At 41.6% G+C, this 14,586-nt stretch carries 12 protein-coding genes and 1 pseudogene; 6 read left to right on the top strand and 7 right to left on the bottom strand.

Annotation, left to right across the window (positions count from 1 at the left end):
• Positions 1-190: 190 nt before the first annotated feature.
• Entirely contained in the window at positions 191-2,068 is a 1,878-nt protein-coding gene (uvrC, locus tag H6H03_RS37590; RefSeq protein WP_190960086.1) for an excinuclease ABC subunit UvrC, read from the bottom strand.
• Positions 2,069-2,711: 643 nt separating this feature from the next.
• Here uvrC and H6H03_RS37585 point away from each other — a divergent pair.
• Positions 2,712-2,891, top strand: a complete 180-nt coding sequence (locus H6H03_RS37585; protein WP_190960085.1) for a hypothetical protein — start codon at positions 2,712-2,714, stop codon at positions 2,889-2,891.
• An 18-nt stretch (positions 2,892-2,909) separates the two neighbouring features.
• On the opposite strand, the gene H6H03_RS37580 is transcribed toward H6H03_RS37585, so the two are convergent.
• The 4 genes from H6H03_RS37580 to H6H03_RS37565 all read right to left on the bottom strand — a co-directional run bounded on the left by H6H03_RS37580 (position 2,910) and on the right by H6H03_RS37565 (position 6,833).
• Entirely contained in the window at positions 2,910-3,332 is a 423-nt protein-coding gene (locus H6H03_RS37580) for a response regulator (protein ID WP_190960088.1), read from the bottom strand.
• A 370-nt stretch (positions 3,333-3,702) separates the two neighbouring features.
• Positions 3,703-4,593: an NF038130 family PEP-CTERM protein gene (locus H6H03_RS37575; protein WP_190960084.1), complete on the bottom strand. Its 891-nt coding sequence runs from the start codon at positions 4,591-4,593 to the stop codon at positions 3,703-3,705.
• 374 nt (positions 4,594-4,967) lie between these two features.
• The gene (locus tag H6H03_RS37570; protein WP_190960083.1) at positions 4,968-6,206 is read right to left on the bottom strand and encodes an LL-diaminopimelate aminotransferase; all 1,239 of its coding nucleotides are present in this window, start codon (positions 6,204-6,206) and stop codon (positions 4,968-4,970) included.
• Between the two features lie 291 nt (positions 6,207-6,497).
• Positions 6,498-6,833 carry a thioredoxin family protein gene (locus tag H6H03_RS37565; RefSeq protein ID WP_096536725.1) on the bottom strand — a complete coding sequence of 112 codons (336 nt, stop codon included), beginning with the start codon at positions 6,831-6,833 and terminating at the stop codon, positions 6,498-6,500.
• Positions 6,834-7,190: 357 nt separating this feature from the next.
• Here H6H03_RS37565 and ribD point away from each other — a divergent pair, with 357 nt between their 5' ends.
• Positions 7,191-8,420 carry a bifunctional diaminohydroxyphosphoribosylaminopyrimidine deaminase/5-amino-6-(5-phosphoribosylamino)uracil reductase RibD gene (gene ribD, locus H6H03_RS37560; protein ID WP_190960087.1) on the top strand — a complete coding sequence of 410 codons (1,230 nt, stop codon included), beginning with the start codon at positions 7,191-7,193 and terminating at the stop codon, positions 8,418-8,420.
• A gap of 24 nt (positions 8,421-8,444) precedes the next feature.
• Here ribD and H6H03_RS37555 read toward each other — a convergent pair whose 3' ends face one another.
• Together H6H03_RS37555 and H6H03_RS37550 are read right to left on the bottom strand one after the other, a co-directional pair.
• Positions 8,445-8,663: a hypothetical protein gene (locus tag H6H03_RS37555; protein ID WP_190960082.1), complete on the bottom strand. Its 219-nt coding sequence runs from the start codon at positions 8,661-8,663 to the stop codon at positions 8,445-8,447.
• 514 nt (positions 8,664-9,177) lie between these two features.
• On the bottom strand, positions 9,178-11,007 hold the full coding sequence (locus H6H03_RS37550; RefSeq protein WP_190960081.1) for a serine/threonine protein kinase: 1,830 nt from the start codon (positions 11,005-11,007) through the stop codon (positions 9,178-9,180).
• Positions 11,008-11,167: 160 nt separating this feature from the next.
• Between H6H03_RS37550 and H6H03_RS42185 the strand changes: the two are divergent.
• From H6H03_RS42185 to H6H03_RS37535, 4 genes and pseudogenes are all read left to right on the top strand, one after another.
• A pseudogene (locus tag H6H03_RS42185) lies at positions 11,168-11,371 on the top strand (IS4 family transposase); the annotation flags it as partial.
• A gap of 30 nt (positions 11,372-11,401) precedes the next feature.
• Positions 11,402-11,776 (top strand): FG-GAP repeat protein, encoded by a 375-nt coding sequence (locus H6H03_RS41920; protein WP_190960080.1) that lies wholly within the window; start codon positions 11,402-11,404, stop codon positions 11,774-11,776.
• Positions 11,777-12,074: 298 nt separating this feature from the next.
• Positions 12,075-12,260 carry a hypothetical protein gene (locus H6H03_RS37540; RefSeq protein WP_190960079.1) on the top strand — a complete coding sequence of 62 codons (186 nt, stop codon included), beginning with the start codon at positions 12,075-12,077 and terminating at the stop codon, positions 12,258-12,260.
• A gap of 18 nt (positions 12,261-12,278) precedes the next feature.
• A complete protein-coding gene (locus H6H03_RS37535; protein WP_190960078.1) occupies positions 12,279-14,165 on the top strand; it encodes an ABC transporter ATP-binding protein in 1,887 nt (628 codons plus the stop codon).
• Positions 14,166-14,586: the final 421 nt, after the last annotated feature.

The following is a 14,586-nucleotide window of genomic DNA, read 5'->3' as shown; positions in this document are numbered from 1 at the left end:
ACTATCACTAACTATATCAAACCCTTATGACTCCGTTTTTACGAAGATATCAAAGTTTTGTCTAAAAGCTTTGAACAGTCTGGCTTTGGAGTTTTCGGACAAGTCTAATGAGAATTTTCTCTATTAAACAGCAGTACCGTGCAAGGAACAGTATGAGGCCAATCTAAAATTCAAAATTATTTGCCTCATATCAAGATGGATGAAAATAATCGTAAATTTCTTGAGCCAAACGCGGCCCGATTCCGGGAACTTCAGCGAGTTGCGCTGTTGTTGCTTGCCGAATATAATCAACCGAGCGAAAATGTCCTAGCAGCAGTTTTTGTCGATGATGTCCTAAACCAGGAATTTCATCTAAACGCGATCGCTTTAATTTATCACTGCGTTGCTGACGATGGAAAGTTACTGCAAACCTATGCGCTTCATCCCGCAGTCGTCGCAACAGCTGTACCCCTGGTTGTTCTGCATCAGTGGTTAATGGTTGAGATTCTCCTGGTAAAAAAATTTCTTCTCGCTGCTTCGCTAAACTAACAACTCGCAAGTCTTCCAATAAATTCATTTCTTGCAAAACAGCAACAACTGAAGATAATTGACCTTTACCGCCATCAATCATAATTAGATCGGGCCAGTCAGGATTACCCAAACGTGTTAATTGCGGATCTTCGGCATACTTGCGAAACCGGCGTTGGATAACTTCCGCCAAACTAGCAAAATCATCCGAATGTCCGGCTGTGACTGTAGGATTTTTGATTTTATAGTGGCGATAGTGCTGCTTGGCGGGTAACCCATCGATAAACACGACTTGGGAAGCTACTGCATTTGAGCCTTGGATGTGAGAAATATCATAACCTTCGATGCGGTGAGGTACATCTGGTAAATCGAGAATAGCCGCTAAATCCTGCATTGCTTGGTGATTGCGATCGCCCAATTTTTGCATTCTTTGTAATTCATACTGGGCATTTCGCTCTACCATCTCTATTAATTCTGCCTTAGTTTGCCGCAAAGGAGCCAAAATCGTCACTTTTCTACCTTTACGTTCAGTTAAGACATCTGCCAATATTTCTACATCTGGTAATTCATGCTGTACTAAAATTTCTGTGGGTATTTCCACGGAATCAGCAGTTTGGTAATGTTCTTCTAAGGCTCGTTGTAAAATTGCTCCTGGTTCTGCATGAGCATCCGCCACAAACGCCAAGCGTCCCACTAATTGTCCAGCACGAATTTGGAAGAGTTGAATGCAAGCGTGTTGTGCGTCAGCTGCTAAGGCGATCGCATCCCGCGAAACTGTATCATCTGGTAAGGACACCTTTTGGTCGGCTGTTAGTGACTTTAACCCAGAAATTTGATCGCGAATTCGCGCCGCTGACTCAAAATTCAAGTCTTCAGCAGCAGCGTTCATTTGTTGGCTCAAAATATCAATCAACTCTTTAGTTCGACCTTGGAAGACCATCGCGATTTTTTGGACAATTTTGCGATATTCTTCTGGTGAAATCATCTTTTGACATACACCCGGACAACGCCCTAAATCATAATTCAAACAAGGACGATCTTTAAAAAGCGGTTGAGGTCGTTGTCTTTGGGGAAAGATGCGCTTACACAAACGTAAAATTTCTCGCAACAAACCAGCATCGGTATAAGGCCCATAAAACTTATCCTTTTCTTTGCCTAGCTGGCGTTTCCGAGTGATAAAAATCCGTGGATAGTCTTCCGACCAAGTGATGCAGAGATACGGATATTTTTTATCATCTTTGAGCAGGACGTTAAAGTATGGCTGGTGCTGCTTAATCAAGTTGGCTTCCAGCGCCAAGGCTTCGGATTCAGTATCAGTGACGATGAATTCAATTTCCGTCACTAATTTTACCATTGTGGCGATGCGTTCACTTTTATTGTATCCATCCCGAAAATAAGAACGCACACGCGATCGCAACTTACGGGATTTACCTATATATATAATGCGATCGCTTTTGTCCCGCATGAAATAAACCCCCGGTTCCGGTGGAATTTCCGCGAGACGGTTTTCCAATCGTTCCGGCTCTTTAACCAGTGATAGTATTTGAGTGGATATAGTCACAACTAAAATTAAGTAATCTTTCTCTATTTTAAGAAAAATTATCTTTTCTTGCCCATTTTACGAAGCCTTGTAAAGTAAATATACTTAGCTAAGCTCCAGTCAATATTATAGAAGAGTATAAGTTGAAGTTTTCTTGACCAAAGCCTCTGCTTGGACTTAGTTCTTGTAGCTATGAGTTGAATTTTCAATATTTATTAAAATCAAAACTTTGCTTTTTTAATTTATCTTTTACACCTGATAGTTATATTTTAAATAAAAAGTATTTTTAATTTTTGACAGCGCCAATTTTAGATTAAAAATTATTTCGGCACTTTTTCAAATAAGCAAGCTACATCCTCTGCTGCTAATAAACCAAACAAATCTTTTCATTTTAGATTTTAAATCCTCAAACTGCTAGCTAGTGTTGTCTGTTTCAACGCATCAGAACCCATTGTTGCTTAATTTTGTGTAGTAGTATAGCGAGACAGGAGGGTCTAGCACTCAGCAATCCAAAATTAATTTAGTATGTTAGGTTTATATATTTTTTATCAAACTCACTAATTTGTTGAAGTTTTAATATTAAGCGTATTAACGGATTTAGGAAGTTAAATTTATGCTTATTATTGAAAATATAACTATTATGATAATTACAGATAAATAAATTATGAATCCGCAAGACTTTGAAGCCCAGTATCGTGAGGCTATAGCTGAAACGCTTAATGAACTGCAAGCAGCAGTTTTATTGCTAGCAGAAGTACAAAATAAAATTTCTAGTATTGGTAATTCTGTACAAAATCTTAGTCAGCGTGTTGAAGAGTTCATTGCTGAGCAAAAAGCAGAGTAAATTATATGGGAAAAAATTTTATCTATGACTACAACTAAACTCTTTTTCAATTGTCACGATTAGATCCTTAAGTTTTAGAGGTTTGACAAAATAGTGACGTGCGCCTAAACTCAAAGCTAGTTCTTGATCTGCTTTAAAAGCAAAGGCTGAAACCACAATAATAGGTATTTTTGCTAAATCAGGTTTTTGCTGGACTTGTTTTAAAAGTGAGTAACCGTCAACATCTGGCAATTTTAAGTCCAGTAACATTAAATCTGGCTGGAATTTTTCGATAGTTGAAAAAAAAGTAGAACCTTCTGATAAACTCTGGACATCGTAACCACAATAACTTAGGTAGTCACTGAGTAACATTCTATTAAGATAGTGGTCTTCGACTAACAAAATTCGTCTAGCTTGATTTGAACGCAATTGGTGATTTATATTCAGTAATTGTGCTGTCATTGCCATTTATCATCATTTTAAGTTACAAGCCAAATATCGCCAGATGAATTGTGAGATGACTATAAACCTTGATTTATCTTATTATGCAGCCAAAATATATAATATAGTATTTGTAGCTATACTGGTATAATTAAATCATATTATAGAAAAAGGAATAATTAATAAAAAATTAAGCTTTTCTTTACAAAGCTTTTATTATTAATTCTATTAAATAATTTGCTATTAGGGTAAATGCCTTAATAAAGCAGTTTTAATTTAGATGTTAGGAAAATTATCAACAAAATAGATTGTTCGATAGTTTGGAGAGAAATATTCATAAAAAAGGGAGCTAATAGCTCCCTAATCATTTTGTAGACTTACATCCACTATCTCAAATAGATGCTTTTTTTAGTTGGCGTCGGGTAGTAAAGACACCAGCAACACCTAGCAAACCAAGTATTATTGATGGTTCTGGAACAGCTGTGGGAGGTACACCTTTGATGCTGACTTCGTAATTACCACTGTGAGATTTGCCATCAGCACCTATTCCTGCACTGTTAGTTAGTCCACTTGCGGTAGCAGAGAAACTGTAAAGAAAATCAGTCTTGCCATTATACGTAGCTTTAACGACTTCACTGGCTTGGAATCCATTTTTGAGAAGACTACCCAAGCTTCCCAATAAAGGAGCATAGTAATCTTTTAAATTGTAGTGACCTGCTAAGCCAATTTTGATTTCGCCCGTCGTATCGTTTTGGTTAACGTAAGAGATATTGGGGTCGCTAGAGCGTTGGAAACCACCGATGCCCAAAAAAGCATTAAAGGCTTGAGCGCGAGAGATATAACTTGGTAGACCAGCTGCATCATAAAATTGGTTAAACCAAGTATTTGCAAAGTTCTGTGCGCCATAGGTTGTATTCAATCCTGCCCCAAACCAATCTGTTGCTGTAAGACTGCTGAGGGTAATACTTTGACCACCGATTTGTCCGCTTAAGGTGGTGTTTTTGGTGAAGTCAAAACCAGACTGCTCAGTGGTGGCTCGTAGCTCTACATTTCCCGTGGGGCTTGCAGCAGAGCCATCCAGAACTTTCTGCACGTTTGTTTGGGTATTTGATACCTTTACAGTACTGTTACCTGACACATCGTAGACTAAATAGTCACCTGCTGCTGTTCCACCTATGGTAGCGCCGGTCAGCGTCCCAGCTTGTGCTGGTGCAGTTGCAAGAGCGCTCACACCAATAGCCATTGATGCACCAATCACAAGTTTCTGAAAAGTCATCTTCATTTTTTTTTAGTCTCCGTCAGTTTGGAAGTTAAGGTTTAAACTACTGCTATTTCTAGACTTGGACTGTCTTGGCTACAGGTTTTTTGGCAACACTGTTGCTTAAAAACACAATTTGTATTGTTAGCCGTTTATGGTAGCTGAACGTACAAACCCAGTTTAAGAAACCGGGAGACTTTATTGGGTGAAGTTCCTGTTGATTATCAATAAAATGATGACGAATATTTTTCTATATCTATATGTACAATTACAGAATTATTTCAAAATATGTAGTAGCAAGAAACACGTATTTAATCGATTTCATGTTTTAGTATATATACGTAAAAATGGGGTAGCACAGCTATCTTGTACTACCCCAGCGAAAAAATGCTTGACATTCAGTTTGAATTTAGGAATTTAGCTATTCTTTCTACAGCTGTTTCCAACAAAGAAGGCTCATGCACCAAAGCAAAACGGACATAGCCTTCGCCGGATTTGCCAAAACCCGCACCTGGGGAAGCAGCTACACCAGTTTGTTTCACCAGCTGAGTACAAAATTCTATGGAATTTTGACTCCAAGGTAAAGGTAACTTTGCCCAGATGTACATTGTGGCCTGGGGAGTGGGAACATTCCAGCCAATGCGGTGTAAAGCAGTAATGAAAGCATCACGGCGCTGCTGGAAGGTAGCGACAGCAGTTTTTACCCCAATTTGAGGGCCAGTCAAAGCAGCGATCGCCCCATTTAAAATTCCCCGATACTGGTTAAAATCAACAGCGGCTTTTACCTGGCGTAAAGCATTAATTAATTGGGCATTGCCGATGGCGTAGCCAATACGGAAGCCGCCCATATTATAGGACTTGGAAAGGGTAAAAAATTCGATTGAAATGCTTTTCTCTGGATCGGCTTGCAAAATTGAAGGGACTAGAGATTTTGGATTTTGGATTTTGGATTTTGGATTGAGAAGATTTTTCTCCCAGTCCCCAGTCGCTTCAAATACCAAATCCACGTAGGGGAAATCGTGAACCAAGGCGAGATTGTGTTGCTGACAAAAGGCGACGGCTTCTTGGAAGAAAGATAAAGGAGCGATCGCAGCTGTGGGATTGTGGGGATAACTTAACACCATCATCCGTGACTGAGCCAAGACTGGGGCGGGAATATCAGCAAACACTGGTAAAAAACCGTTTTCTTCCCTTAATGGCATTGGGTAAATTTGCCCGCTTGCAAGGTGGACTCCTCCTGCATGGGAAGGGTAACCAGGATCGAGCAACAGGGCAAAATCTCCAGGGTTGAGCAATGCTAAAGGTAAATGGGCGGTACCTTCTTGAGAACCAATCAGGGGTAGCACCTCAGTTTGCGGATCGACTTTGATGCCAAATTTTTGTTCGTACCAGTTGGCTGCGGCTTCGCGAAAGCCTTGAGTACCATTAAATAATAGATAGCCGTGGGTGGTGCGATCGTGAAGAGATTGGGCGATCGCCTCAATAACATGTGCCTCGGCTGGTAAATCAGAAGACCCCAAAGACAAATCAATTAGCTGTTGTCCAGCAGCCAAAGCAAGTGCTTTGGCTCTATCCATATCAGCAAATACATTAGATTGTAGGGGTTGTAAACGTTTTGCAAACTGTATGTTATTCATTAGTCATTAGTCATTAGTCGTTAGTCCTCTCTTACAAAGTTACGATGGTCGGAAACCTCCGCTCATACTTTGCGCTTAGTCATTAGTCACTAGTCATTAGTTACGAAGTTCTGTATTCTTCTGTGCATGGAGACGCTTTTGCTCGCTTGCTTCTCCGTAGGGATACGGTATAGCAAAGCCAGACGCTTCCGCACACAGCGAATCGCTAATCTATTCAGAAGAAACCTGATAAGAAACTTTGCGCTTTGTCATTTGTCCAATGACAAATGACCAATGACTATTGACTAATGACTAATTAGTATCTAAATGCTTGGCTAAAAGGCTGAGTAATTTATCTTTGCCGATGACTCCCTCAGTGGATTCTAGTAGTTTTTCTCCTTGAATTAGCCTGAGGGCAGGGACTCCTTCCACTTGGTACTGTTTAACCGTGAGTGGGTTGGGGTCAATTTCCATTTTAACGACTTTGAGACGATCGCTATAAGCACTGGCAGCTGAGTTAATCATGGGCGACATTAATTGACAAGGCCCGCACCAGGAAGCCCAAAAGTAAACTAATACAGGCTGCTCGGCTTTTAACACTTCGGTTTCAAAATCGGCATCAGTTATGGTGATTACAGCCTTACTCATTGCAGTCTCCATCAGGTGGCGATCGAAGTTGGCACACACAATACTTTATCCCAAACTTAGTCCTGAGTCACCGAACTTGTGATTTGGTTAACCCTGAAGTTTTAAAGTTATTGCCCAGTGCTGAGAAAATAGTACAAATTGTTGTACGGGTCGCAATACTTATGTACCTCATTGAAATGAGAATTGTTATAGATTCAAGCTAGAGTGAAATGTAAATATTACAGGCTGATGCAAGTTAAGACACCCAGATAATAGCGCCTGGATATCACTCTGTTTAATTATCAGGAACAAAGCGCGATTCTCTTGCCAAGAGGCTGCGCCCATGTGTGCAGAATACTTACAGTGTTGCCTAAAATTATGGATAATTTCCCAGTGGTCGCTCAAGCGGATGCATCCCTAACCAATTACCCTCAAGAAAGTACATTTCTAATGCGGCCTAATACCGATTCGGGTTCACCGCCGAAGGAAAAAGTAGGAACCGACTTTGACTCTCGCATGATGCAGCGGTGTTTGGAACTTGCTCGCCGTGCCTTAGGGCGTACTTCACCAAACCCACTAGTGGGAGCGGTGATTGTCAAGGATGGCGAGATTGTTGGTGAAGGATTTCATCCTCGTGCAGGTGAGCCTCATGCAGAAGTGTTTGCCTTGAAAGCAGCAGGAGTTCGGGCCCAAGGGGCAACAATCTACGTCAGCCTGGAACCTTGCAATCACTACGGACGCACTCCGCCTTGTTCGGAAGCCTTGGTTAAAGCAGGGGTGGCAAAGGTGGTAGTCGGTATGGTCGATCCCAATCCACTGGTGGCTGGAGGAGGTATTGCTCGCTTACGTGCGGCGGGGATCGAGGTATTAGTAGGAGTAGAGGAAGAGGCTTGTCGTCAGCTAAATGAAGGTTTTGTTCATCGTATTCTCTACAAACGACCTTTGGGTATTTTAAAATATGCCATGACTTTAGATGGCAAAATTGCTACTACCTCTGGTCACAGCGCTTGGGTAACAAGCCAAGATTCCCGCACTGAAGTACATCAGTTGCGGGCGGCTTGCGATGCTGTCATTGTCGGCGGTAATACAGTACGACTAGATAATCCTTATTTAACTAGCCATCAGGTGGGGGCACATAATCCCCTGCGGGTGGTAATGAGTCGCCATCTTAACTTACCGGAAAATGCCCACCTGTGGCAAACTGCGGATGCTCCAACTTTGGTGTTGACAGAGGAGGGTGCTAACCCTGATTTTCAAGAACTGTTGCGGAAACTTGGGGTGGAGGTAGTGGAACTGGCATCACTTACACCAGATCGAGCAATGGCGTACTTATATGAACGAGGTTTTTGTAATGTGTTGTGGGAGTGTGGTAGTACTTTAGCTGCTAGTGCGATCGCTCAAGGAGCAGTGCAAAAAGTCTTAGCGTTTATTGCCCCAAAAATCATTGGAGGTAGCATTGCTCCTACACCTGTCGGGGATTTAGGTTTTACTACTATGACTCAGGCACTGTCTTTAGAACGTGTTCGTTGGCGTGTAATAGGCTCAGACTGCTTAGTAGAAGGTTATTTCCCCAAACAAGTCGATGGTGAGAAGAATTCTAAATTCTGAATTCTGAATTTACTGATTTTGCTCTTATCCGCACTGACGTTCATGAGCAAGATCGCGTATGAGTGCTAGCCGAGATTGAATGTAGTGGCTGAGAAAATCAGTTTCGTTGGAATTTAACAAAATTTGCGTTGCTGTTTGTTTCACTAACCACTGCACCAAGCTAGCATCATCAAGTTGTAAGAGGATCTTCGCTTGGGCGGTTTCAACCACAGACCAAAGCTGACGCATAATTGTAGGAGTCATCAGACCTCAATAGAATCATTAGCTTAGCTGTTTTCAGATTACACAATTTTGATTGCACTTTACGACATCAATGTGGAACCTGAGACAAGTATTATTAAAAACTTAATAATGGTATTTATAACTTTATGATGATTCAGAATTGAAAATGGGCATTGAGCATTAGGCATTGGGGATTGGGTATGGGAAAAATAGAATTTTATGAGTTTATTCCCAAAATCTTGAACACAAATTTACTAATCTTAAAAACCTAGCTTTTGTGCTTGGGAAGACTGAAATTGTCTTAATTTCAGACTAATACAGCCCATTTTTTAAGTTATTTGTTGAATAGTTGATTTGTGTTGTACGATACAAAAATCTTAATAATTGAGAATCCAGAATACAGATTGATAAATTAGGAATACTTTAATAATCAAGGTTAATAATCAACAAGAAAATTAACAACTCTTACCAAGCCTGATTTGACAAATATTCTGGATTTTGACTCTAATCTATGAAATCAATTTCTGCTCAAAAATTAACATTTTTTGCCTGTAGATGGATTGACAAAATCATGTAAATCTTCATCCCAAATACTAATGTAAATAAAATTACATTCTTGACGAATAATCTGGCCCTTAACTGAGCCATTTTTGAAACTAAAATTATCAGACTGACCCTGCTGTACGTGTTTAAGCCCCTGCTTAATCTCTTCAGTGGCTTGCCCATTCAAGAGTCGATTTAGAGTAGACTCCATTAGCTGTGGTTCTACGGAATCAGCAAAAGATACCTCGGTTTGACGCAGTGCTTGAGAATTGCGATCGAATAAGTAGCCAAGGTCTATTTTGTTTGGCACAAGTTTGTAAACAACAGCGCGGGTATTACCCCACGCGCCTCTTAAATCTTTCCTTGGTTTGCCGAGGGTAGCTTCTACAACATTTCTGGATGTACCTGTGGGAAATGCGGGAACTTCTTGCTTACTGGCAGTTGCAGCTAATTTACTTAGCGGCTTTTTCTGTGGTGTGGAACGCACTTCTGGTGTGGGAACCGGAACCTGATTCTCTGGTTCTGGCTGTGGTGTTGATGTTGCTACTGGTGCTGGAGTCTCTAAAATTACAGGCTCGTTTTCTGGCTCTGGTCTAGATGCAACTGGGGGATTAAAAGTTGGTATCGATTCAGGAGTTACTTCTGGCTGTGGTCGTGAGGTGGGTACAACTGGGACTGGAGAAGGTTCAAAAGAAACTGGTGGATTAGTAAATTTAGGAGTGGACTGAAATTCTGGAGATGGAGTGGGACTTGTGGCAGTGGTTATCTGTAGTTGTTGCTGGCGAGTCATCCTAGAAATTGCAACTGCACCAATTAAGCCGCCTACCAGCAAACTACCAAGAATCACAGCAGGTTTTTGCCAGTTTCTAGGCTTAGAAGATCCATTAATAATTGGAGTTTTTTGGGGGGAAGATATCGCTTGTGTTTGTCGAGTTGATGTCGCAGAGGGGGATAAACTGATTGTGTTAGCAGTTGTAGGTGGTGGGGAGATATAACTAGAAGACTGCAATGCATATAGCATTTTACTAGCAGTACTGAAGCGATCGCCTGCATGAGGCTTAATTGCCTGATTGAGTACCGCAGCTAATTCGGCAGAGACATGAGGCGCGTGCTGCTGCCAAAGTATTTCACCAGTTTGTAAATCGGTTAGTAGTTCTTGGGGGTGTTTGCCAGTCAACAGATAAATAGCTGTCAAACCCAAGCTATAGATATCTGTGGCGTAAACTGGACGCCCAACGGCTTGTTCGCTAGGCATATACCCAGGCGTACCAATGACGAGCGATCGCGTGGGGTATCCTGGGGAAGTCACCACGGAACGTATTGTTTCTTTGACTGCACCAAAATCAATTAAAACTGGCTTGCCATCAACAGAACGGATAATTATGTTCTCAGGCTTGATATCCCGGTGAATGATGCCTTTGCTGTGGACATAATCCAAAACTGAAAGCAGACTCAAGAGGATTTCCCGCACAGCAGTCTCACTCTCAAATTCTTTGGCTTCAATAATTTTTGTCAGAGTTTGGCCGTGAATCCATTCTTGGACGAGGTAAAATTGCCCATTCTCAGAAAAATAAGCGTAGAGTTTGGGAATTTGGTTACAACTTTCACCCAAATACTCTAAGGTTGCTGCTTCTCTCTTAAACCGTTCTTGGATTATTTGATAGGTTTGCGGGTCATTATTGGTTATCGGTTTGAGTTGCTTAATTACGCAGCGACGCCGAGAAGGCATGTGGGTGTCTTCTGCGAGTAAGGTTTCCCCAAACCCACCAGCACCGATTACTTCGATAACTTGATAGCGATTGTTTAGCAGCGTTGTTGTCATGAAAAGTTACAAGCGTGCGCCCTTTCCAATGTACATCAGTCGCCACAATTGTTAGGACATTTTTCTGTTCTTCCAACCGTGTTCCCTTAAGAGCAAAATATGATACGCTAACCGCTATGTCTGTTGCTATACAAACGCCTACGCTAATCATTGAGAAGATCTATTAACCCCAGCAAATTTTGCTCAAGAAAAATATTATAAGCAGTTAGGATTACGAGAGAGAATTCTAAATTTATCATTTATGGTTGCAGCAGTTTTAACACTGTTGTGACGGCAAGTTCCTGGCGTTTAAGAGTTAAATCGTCTCTTAGCACGAGAAGGTTTATTATGGTGTGGTGTTACCAAAGTACGGATGCTTGCATTGTGAGATGGCTTTCTTTAGTTCTAATGGAACGTGAATTCGACAACCTCTCCCTGCCTTGAACTAAAGTTAAAGTCTGTTCCTCTGGGACTGGAAGAGGGACGGTTTTGCGAAGTAAAATCAGGGAAAGGTCTTTCGATTGAGCTTAGGATATCAGCCATCGAACTCACGTTATCAAATACTGGTCTGACTAGTGCTGGTAACCAATTGTGGCATCAAGACAGTCCTGGCATTGAGGGTGTAGCAAACGCATCTGATGGCTTTGGATCTAGTTTGAAAGCTGGTGACTTTAATAACGACGGCTTTGCTGACTTAGCTATAGGTGTTCCTGGTGAGGATGTTGGTTTAATTAGCAATGCAGGTACGGTCAATATTCTCTATGGTTCAGCTACAGGATTGACAGCCTAATATTTTGTCTCATTAATTCTGAATGGGGAATAAGTTAGTAGTGAGGACTTTAGTCCCTTATTTTTAACCACTAAAGTGCTTACTACGAGCCTGACAAAATTAATGCGATAGACCACTAGGTCTGTCCATTGATTTTGAGGGGTTAGCGGTGGTAAAATCCCCGACTTCTTGAAGAAGTCGGGGATTTTAGCCCTCAAAGTATTCATACCACAAATAAAGTGAAATGGTATAAGCTTTGCAGACTGGCGACGCTCTTTAACCAATTTACGGATTTGCTCTCCCGCCTGGTTTTTTCGTGGTGGCAAATTTTGTAAACACTGAAGCTCTCAAAGCAGAAGATACCATGAGGCGATCGCAATTTGGGCAAATTCCAAGCAGTTCTACATTGCAGATGCGTGTATATTGTGGAAAGTATGATGTCAGCAGTGAAAAAACTGACATACTCATCAAAACTACTGTTAAAATCCAAATAATTTTCAGTTAAAACTCCTACCCGACTCCTATGAGAGAAACTGTCCTAGAGGTTCGCAATCTACAAGTTGAATTTCCCGGTGATGGCAATATCGTCAGAGCTTTGGATGGTATTTCCTTTGAATTGCGTCGAGGTGAGACTCTAGGAATAGTAGGAGAGTCAGGAAGCGGAAAATCTGTCACATCTTTAGCTGTGATGGGTTTGTTGCAGACTCCCGGTAGAGTGTCTGGGGGTGAAATCTGGTTTCGTCCTCAGGAAAACGCCAACCCCATAGATTTAGTAAAATTGCCGCCTGAAGAAATGCAGCTACACCGTGGCGGTGACATTGCCATGATTTTCCAAGAACCGATGAGTTCCCTCAATCCGGTTTATAATATTGGGTTTCAGCTCACAGAAGCGATTATGCGGCATCAAAATGTCTCAGCCGTCGAAGCAAGACAAATTGCGATCGCAGGTCTGCAAGAGGTAAAACTTTTACCTAGCGATGAAGATATCCAACAGCAGTATATCGAAACTTGGCATCAAACCAACGCCAATTCATCCAAACCAGATACACCAAAGTTGGCACAGTTGGTTAAAGAACACAAAGAAGCTATGCTGGAACGCTACCCGCATGAACTTTCTGGCGGTCAGTTGCAACGGGTGATGATTGCAATGGCAATTTCTTGCAACCCATTAATCTTAATTGCCGATGAACCAACCACAGCCTTAGACGTGACAGTGCAAGCCACAATTTTGGAACTGTTGCGAGAATTGCAGCAAAGCCGTGACATGGCGATGATTTTTATCACCCACGACTTGGGGCTAATTTCTGAAATTGCTGACCATGTAGCGGTAATGTATAAAGGCAAAGTTGTCGAATCTGGTACTTCTGACCAAATTTTTACCAATCCCCAGCATCCATATACTAAAGGCTTGATAGCCTGTCGTCCCACCCTTGACCGCCGTCCCCAAAAATTACTCACCGTTTCCGACTACATGAGTGCAGAAGAAACACCAACGGGACAACTAGTAATTCAACCAAAAGAACCCGCACAACCTCCACAAGTTACCAGCCAAGAAATTACTGCAAGATTGGCAAATTTGAACGATAAGGAACCTCTATTGGAAATTCGCAACTTAAAAGTTGGTTTTCCAGTACGTGGGGTATTTGGTGGTACAAAACGCTACAGTATGGCAGTTAATGGCGTTTCCTTTAATGTCAAACCAGGGGAAACAGTGGGATTAGTGGGAGAATCTGGTTGTGGCAAAACGACCCTTGGTAGAACCTTGCTGCGATTAATCGAACCGATGAGTGGTCAGATTATCTTTGACAAACAAGATATTACTAACCTCAAAGGACAACCGTTACAAAAACTGCGGCGGGAAATGCAAATAGTCTTCCAAAATCCCTTTAGTTCCCTCGACCCACGGATGAAAGTTGGGGAAGCGGTGATGGAACCGTTGTTAATTCACTCGGTTGGGAAGACAAAACAACAACGACGCCAACGCGTAGCCGAACTTTTAGAACGGGTGGGTTTGAGTGCAGATGCAATGAACCGCTATCCGCATCAGTTTTCTGGCGGTCAACGCCAGCGGATTTGTATAGCGCGTTCTTTGGCATTAAATCCCAAATTTATTATTTGCGATGAATCAGTTTCAGCGCTGGATGTTTCTGTACAAGCACAAGTATTAAATCTTCTTAAAGAATTGCAGTCAGATTTTCAGCTGACTTATATTTTTATTTCTCATGATTTAAGTGTAGTGAAATTCATGAGCGATCGCATTTTAGTCATGAATCGCGGTCAAATTGTCGAGCAAGGCACAGCCGAAAGCATCTACCAAGAACCTAAAGAAGAATACACACAAAAATTAATTGCTGCAATTCCGACTGGAAGTCCCGAACGCGTGCGAAATAGGCAAGTAAAGGCTTTATAGAAGAAGTTAGAGGATATTTTAGAAGTATTGCGCGAATAGTTCTGGTTATCTTAGAAGCCAAATTGCACAAACACTACTCAGCGATGGTGTTTTTAGCTCTGTGATGGATGAAATTAGTTGCAGCTATATGGCTTCAATACCATAGGACTTACGCAAAATATCTCTCAAACTCTCATTTTCACCGAAGTTCTGTTCGCCCTTGGTGTTGCCGCAGGCATCAGCAAAAGCCGCCGCTGGTGACTTTTCGCTGCGCCTGGAGTGGTACCCTGCCTTAAGCCGCTTTGCGTCTACGATTTTCCCTTAGCTGTGCGTAACCCGGATTTCTCACGAGGGAGAAAAAAACACCTGGATTAGCCAGATTTAGGATAAATTAATTGACACATTGTTGAATTCACCGCCGATTAAAAATATTTACCAGTAA

Origin of the sequence: Nostoc paludosum FACHB-159, assembly GCF_014698835.1 — a bacterium.
Classification (GTDB): domain Bacteria; phylum Cyanobacteriota; class Cyanobacteriia; order Cyanobacteriales; family Nostocaceae; genus Nostoc; species Nostoc paludosum.
The sequence above is the reverse complement of the archived record's forward strand: the minus strand, read 5'-3'. Positions and strand labels throughout refer to the sequence as shown.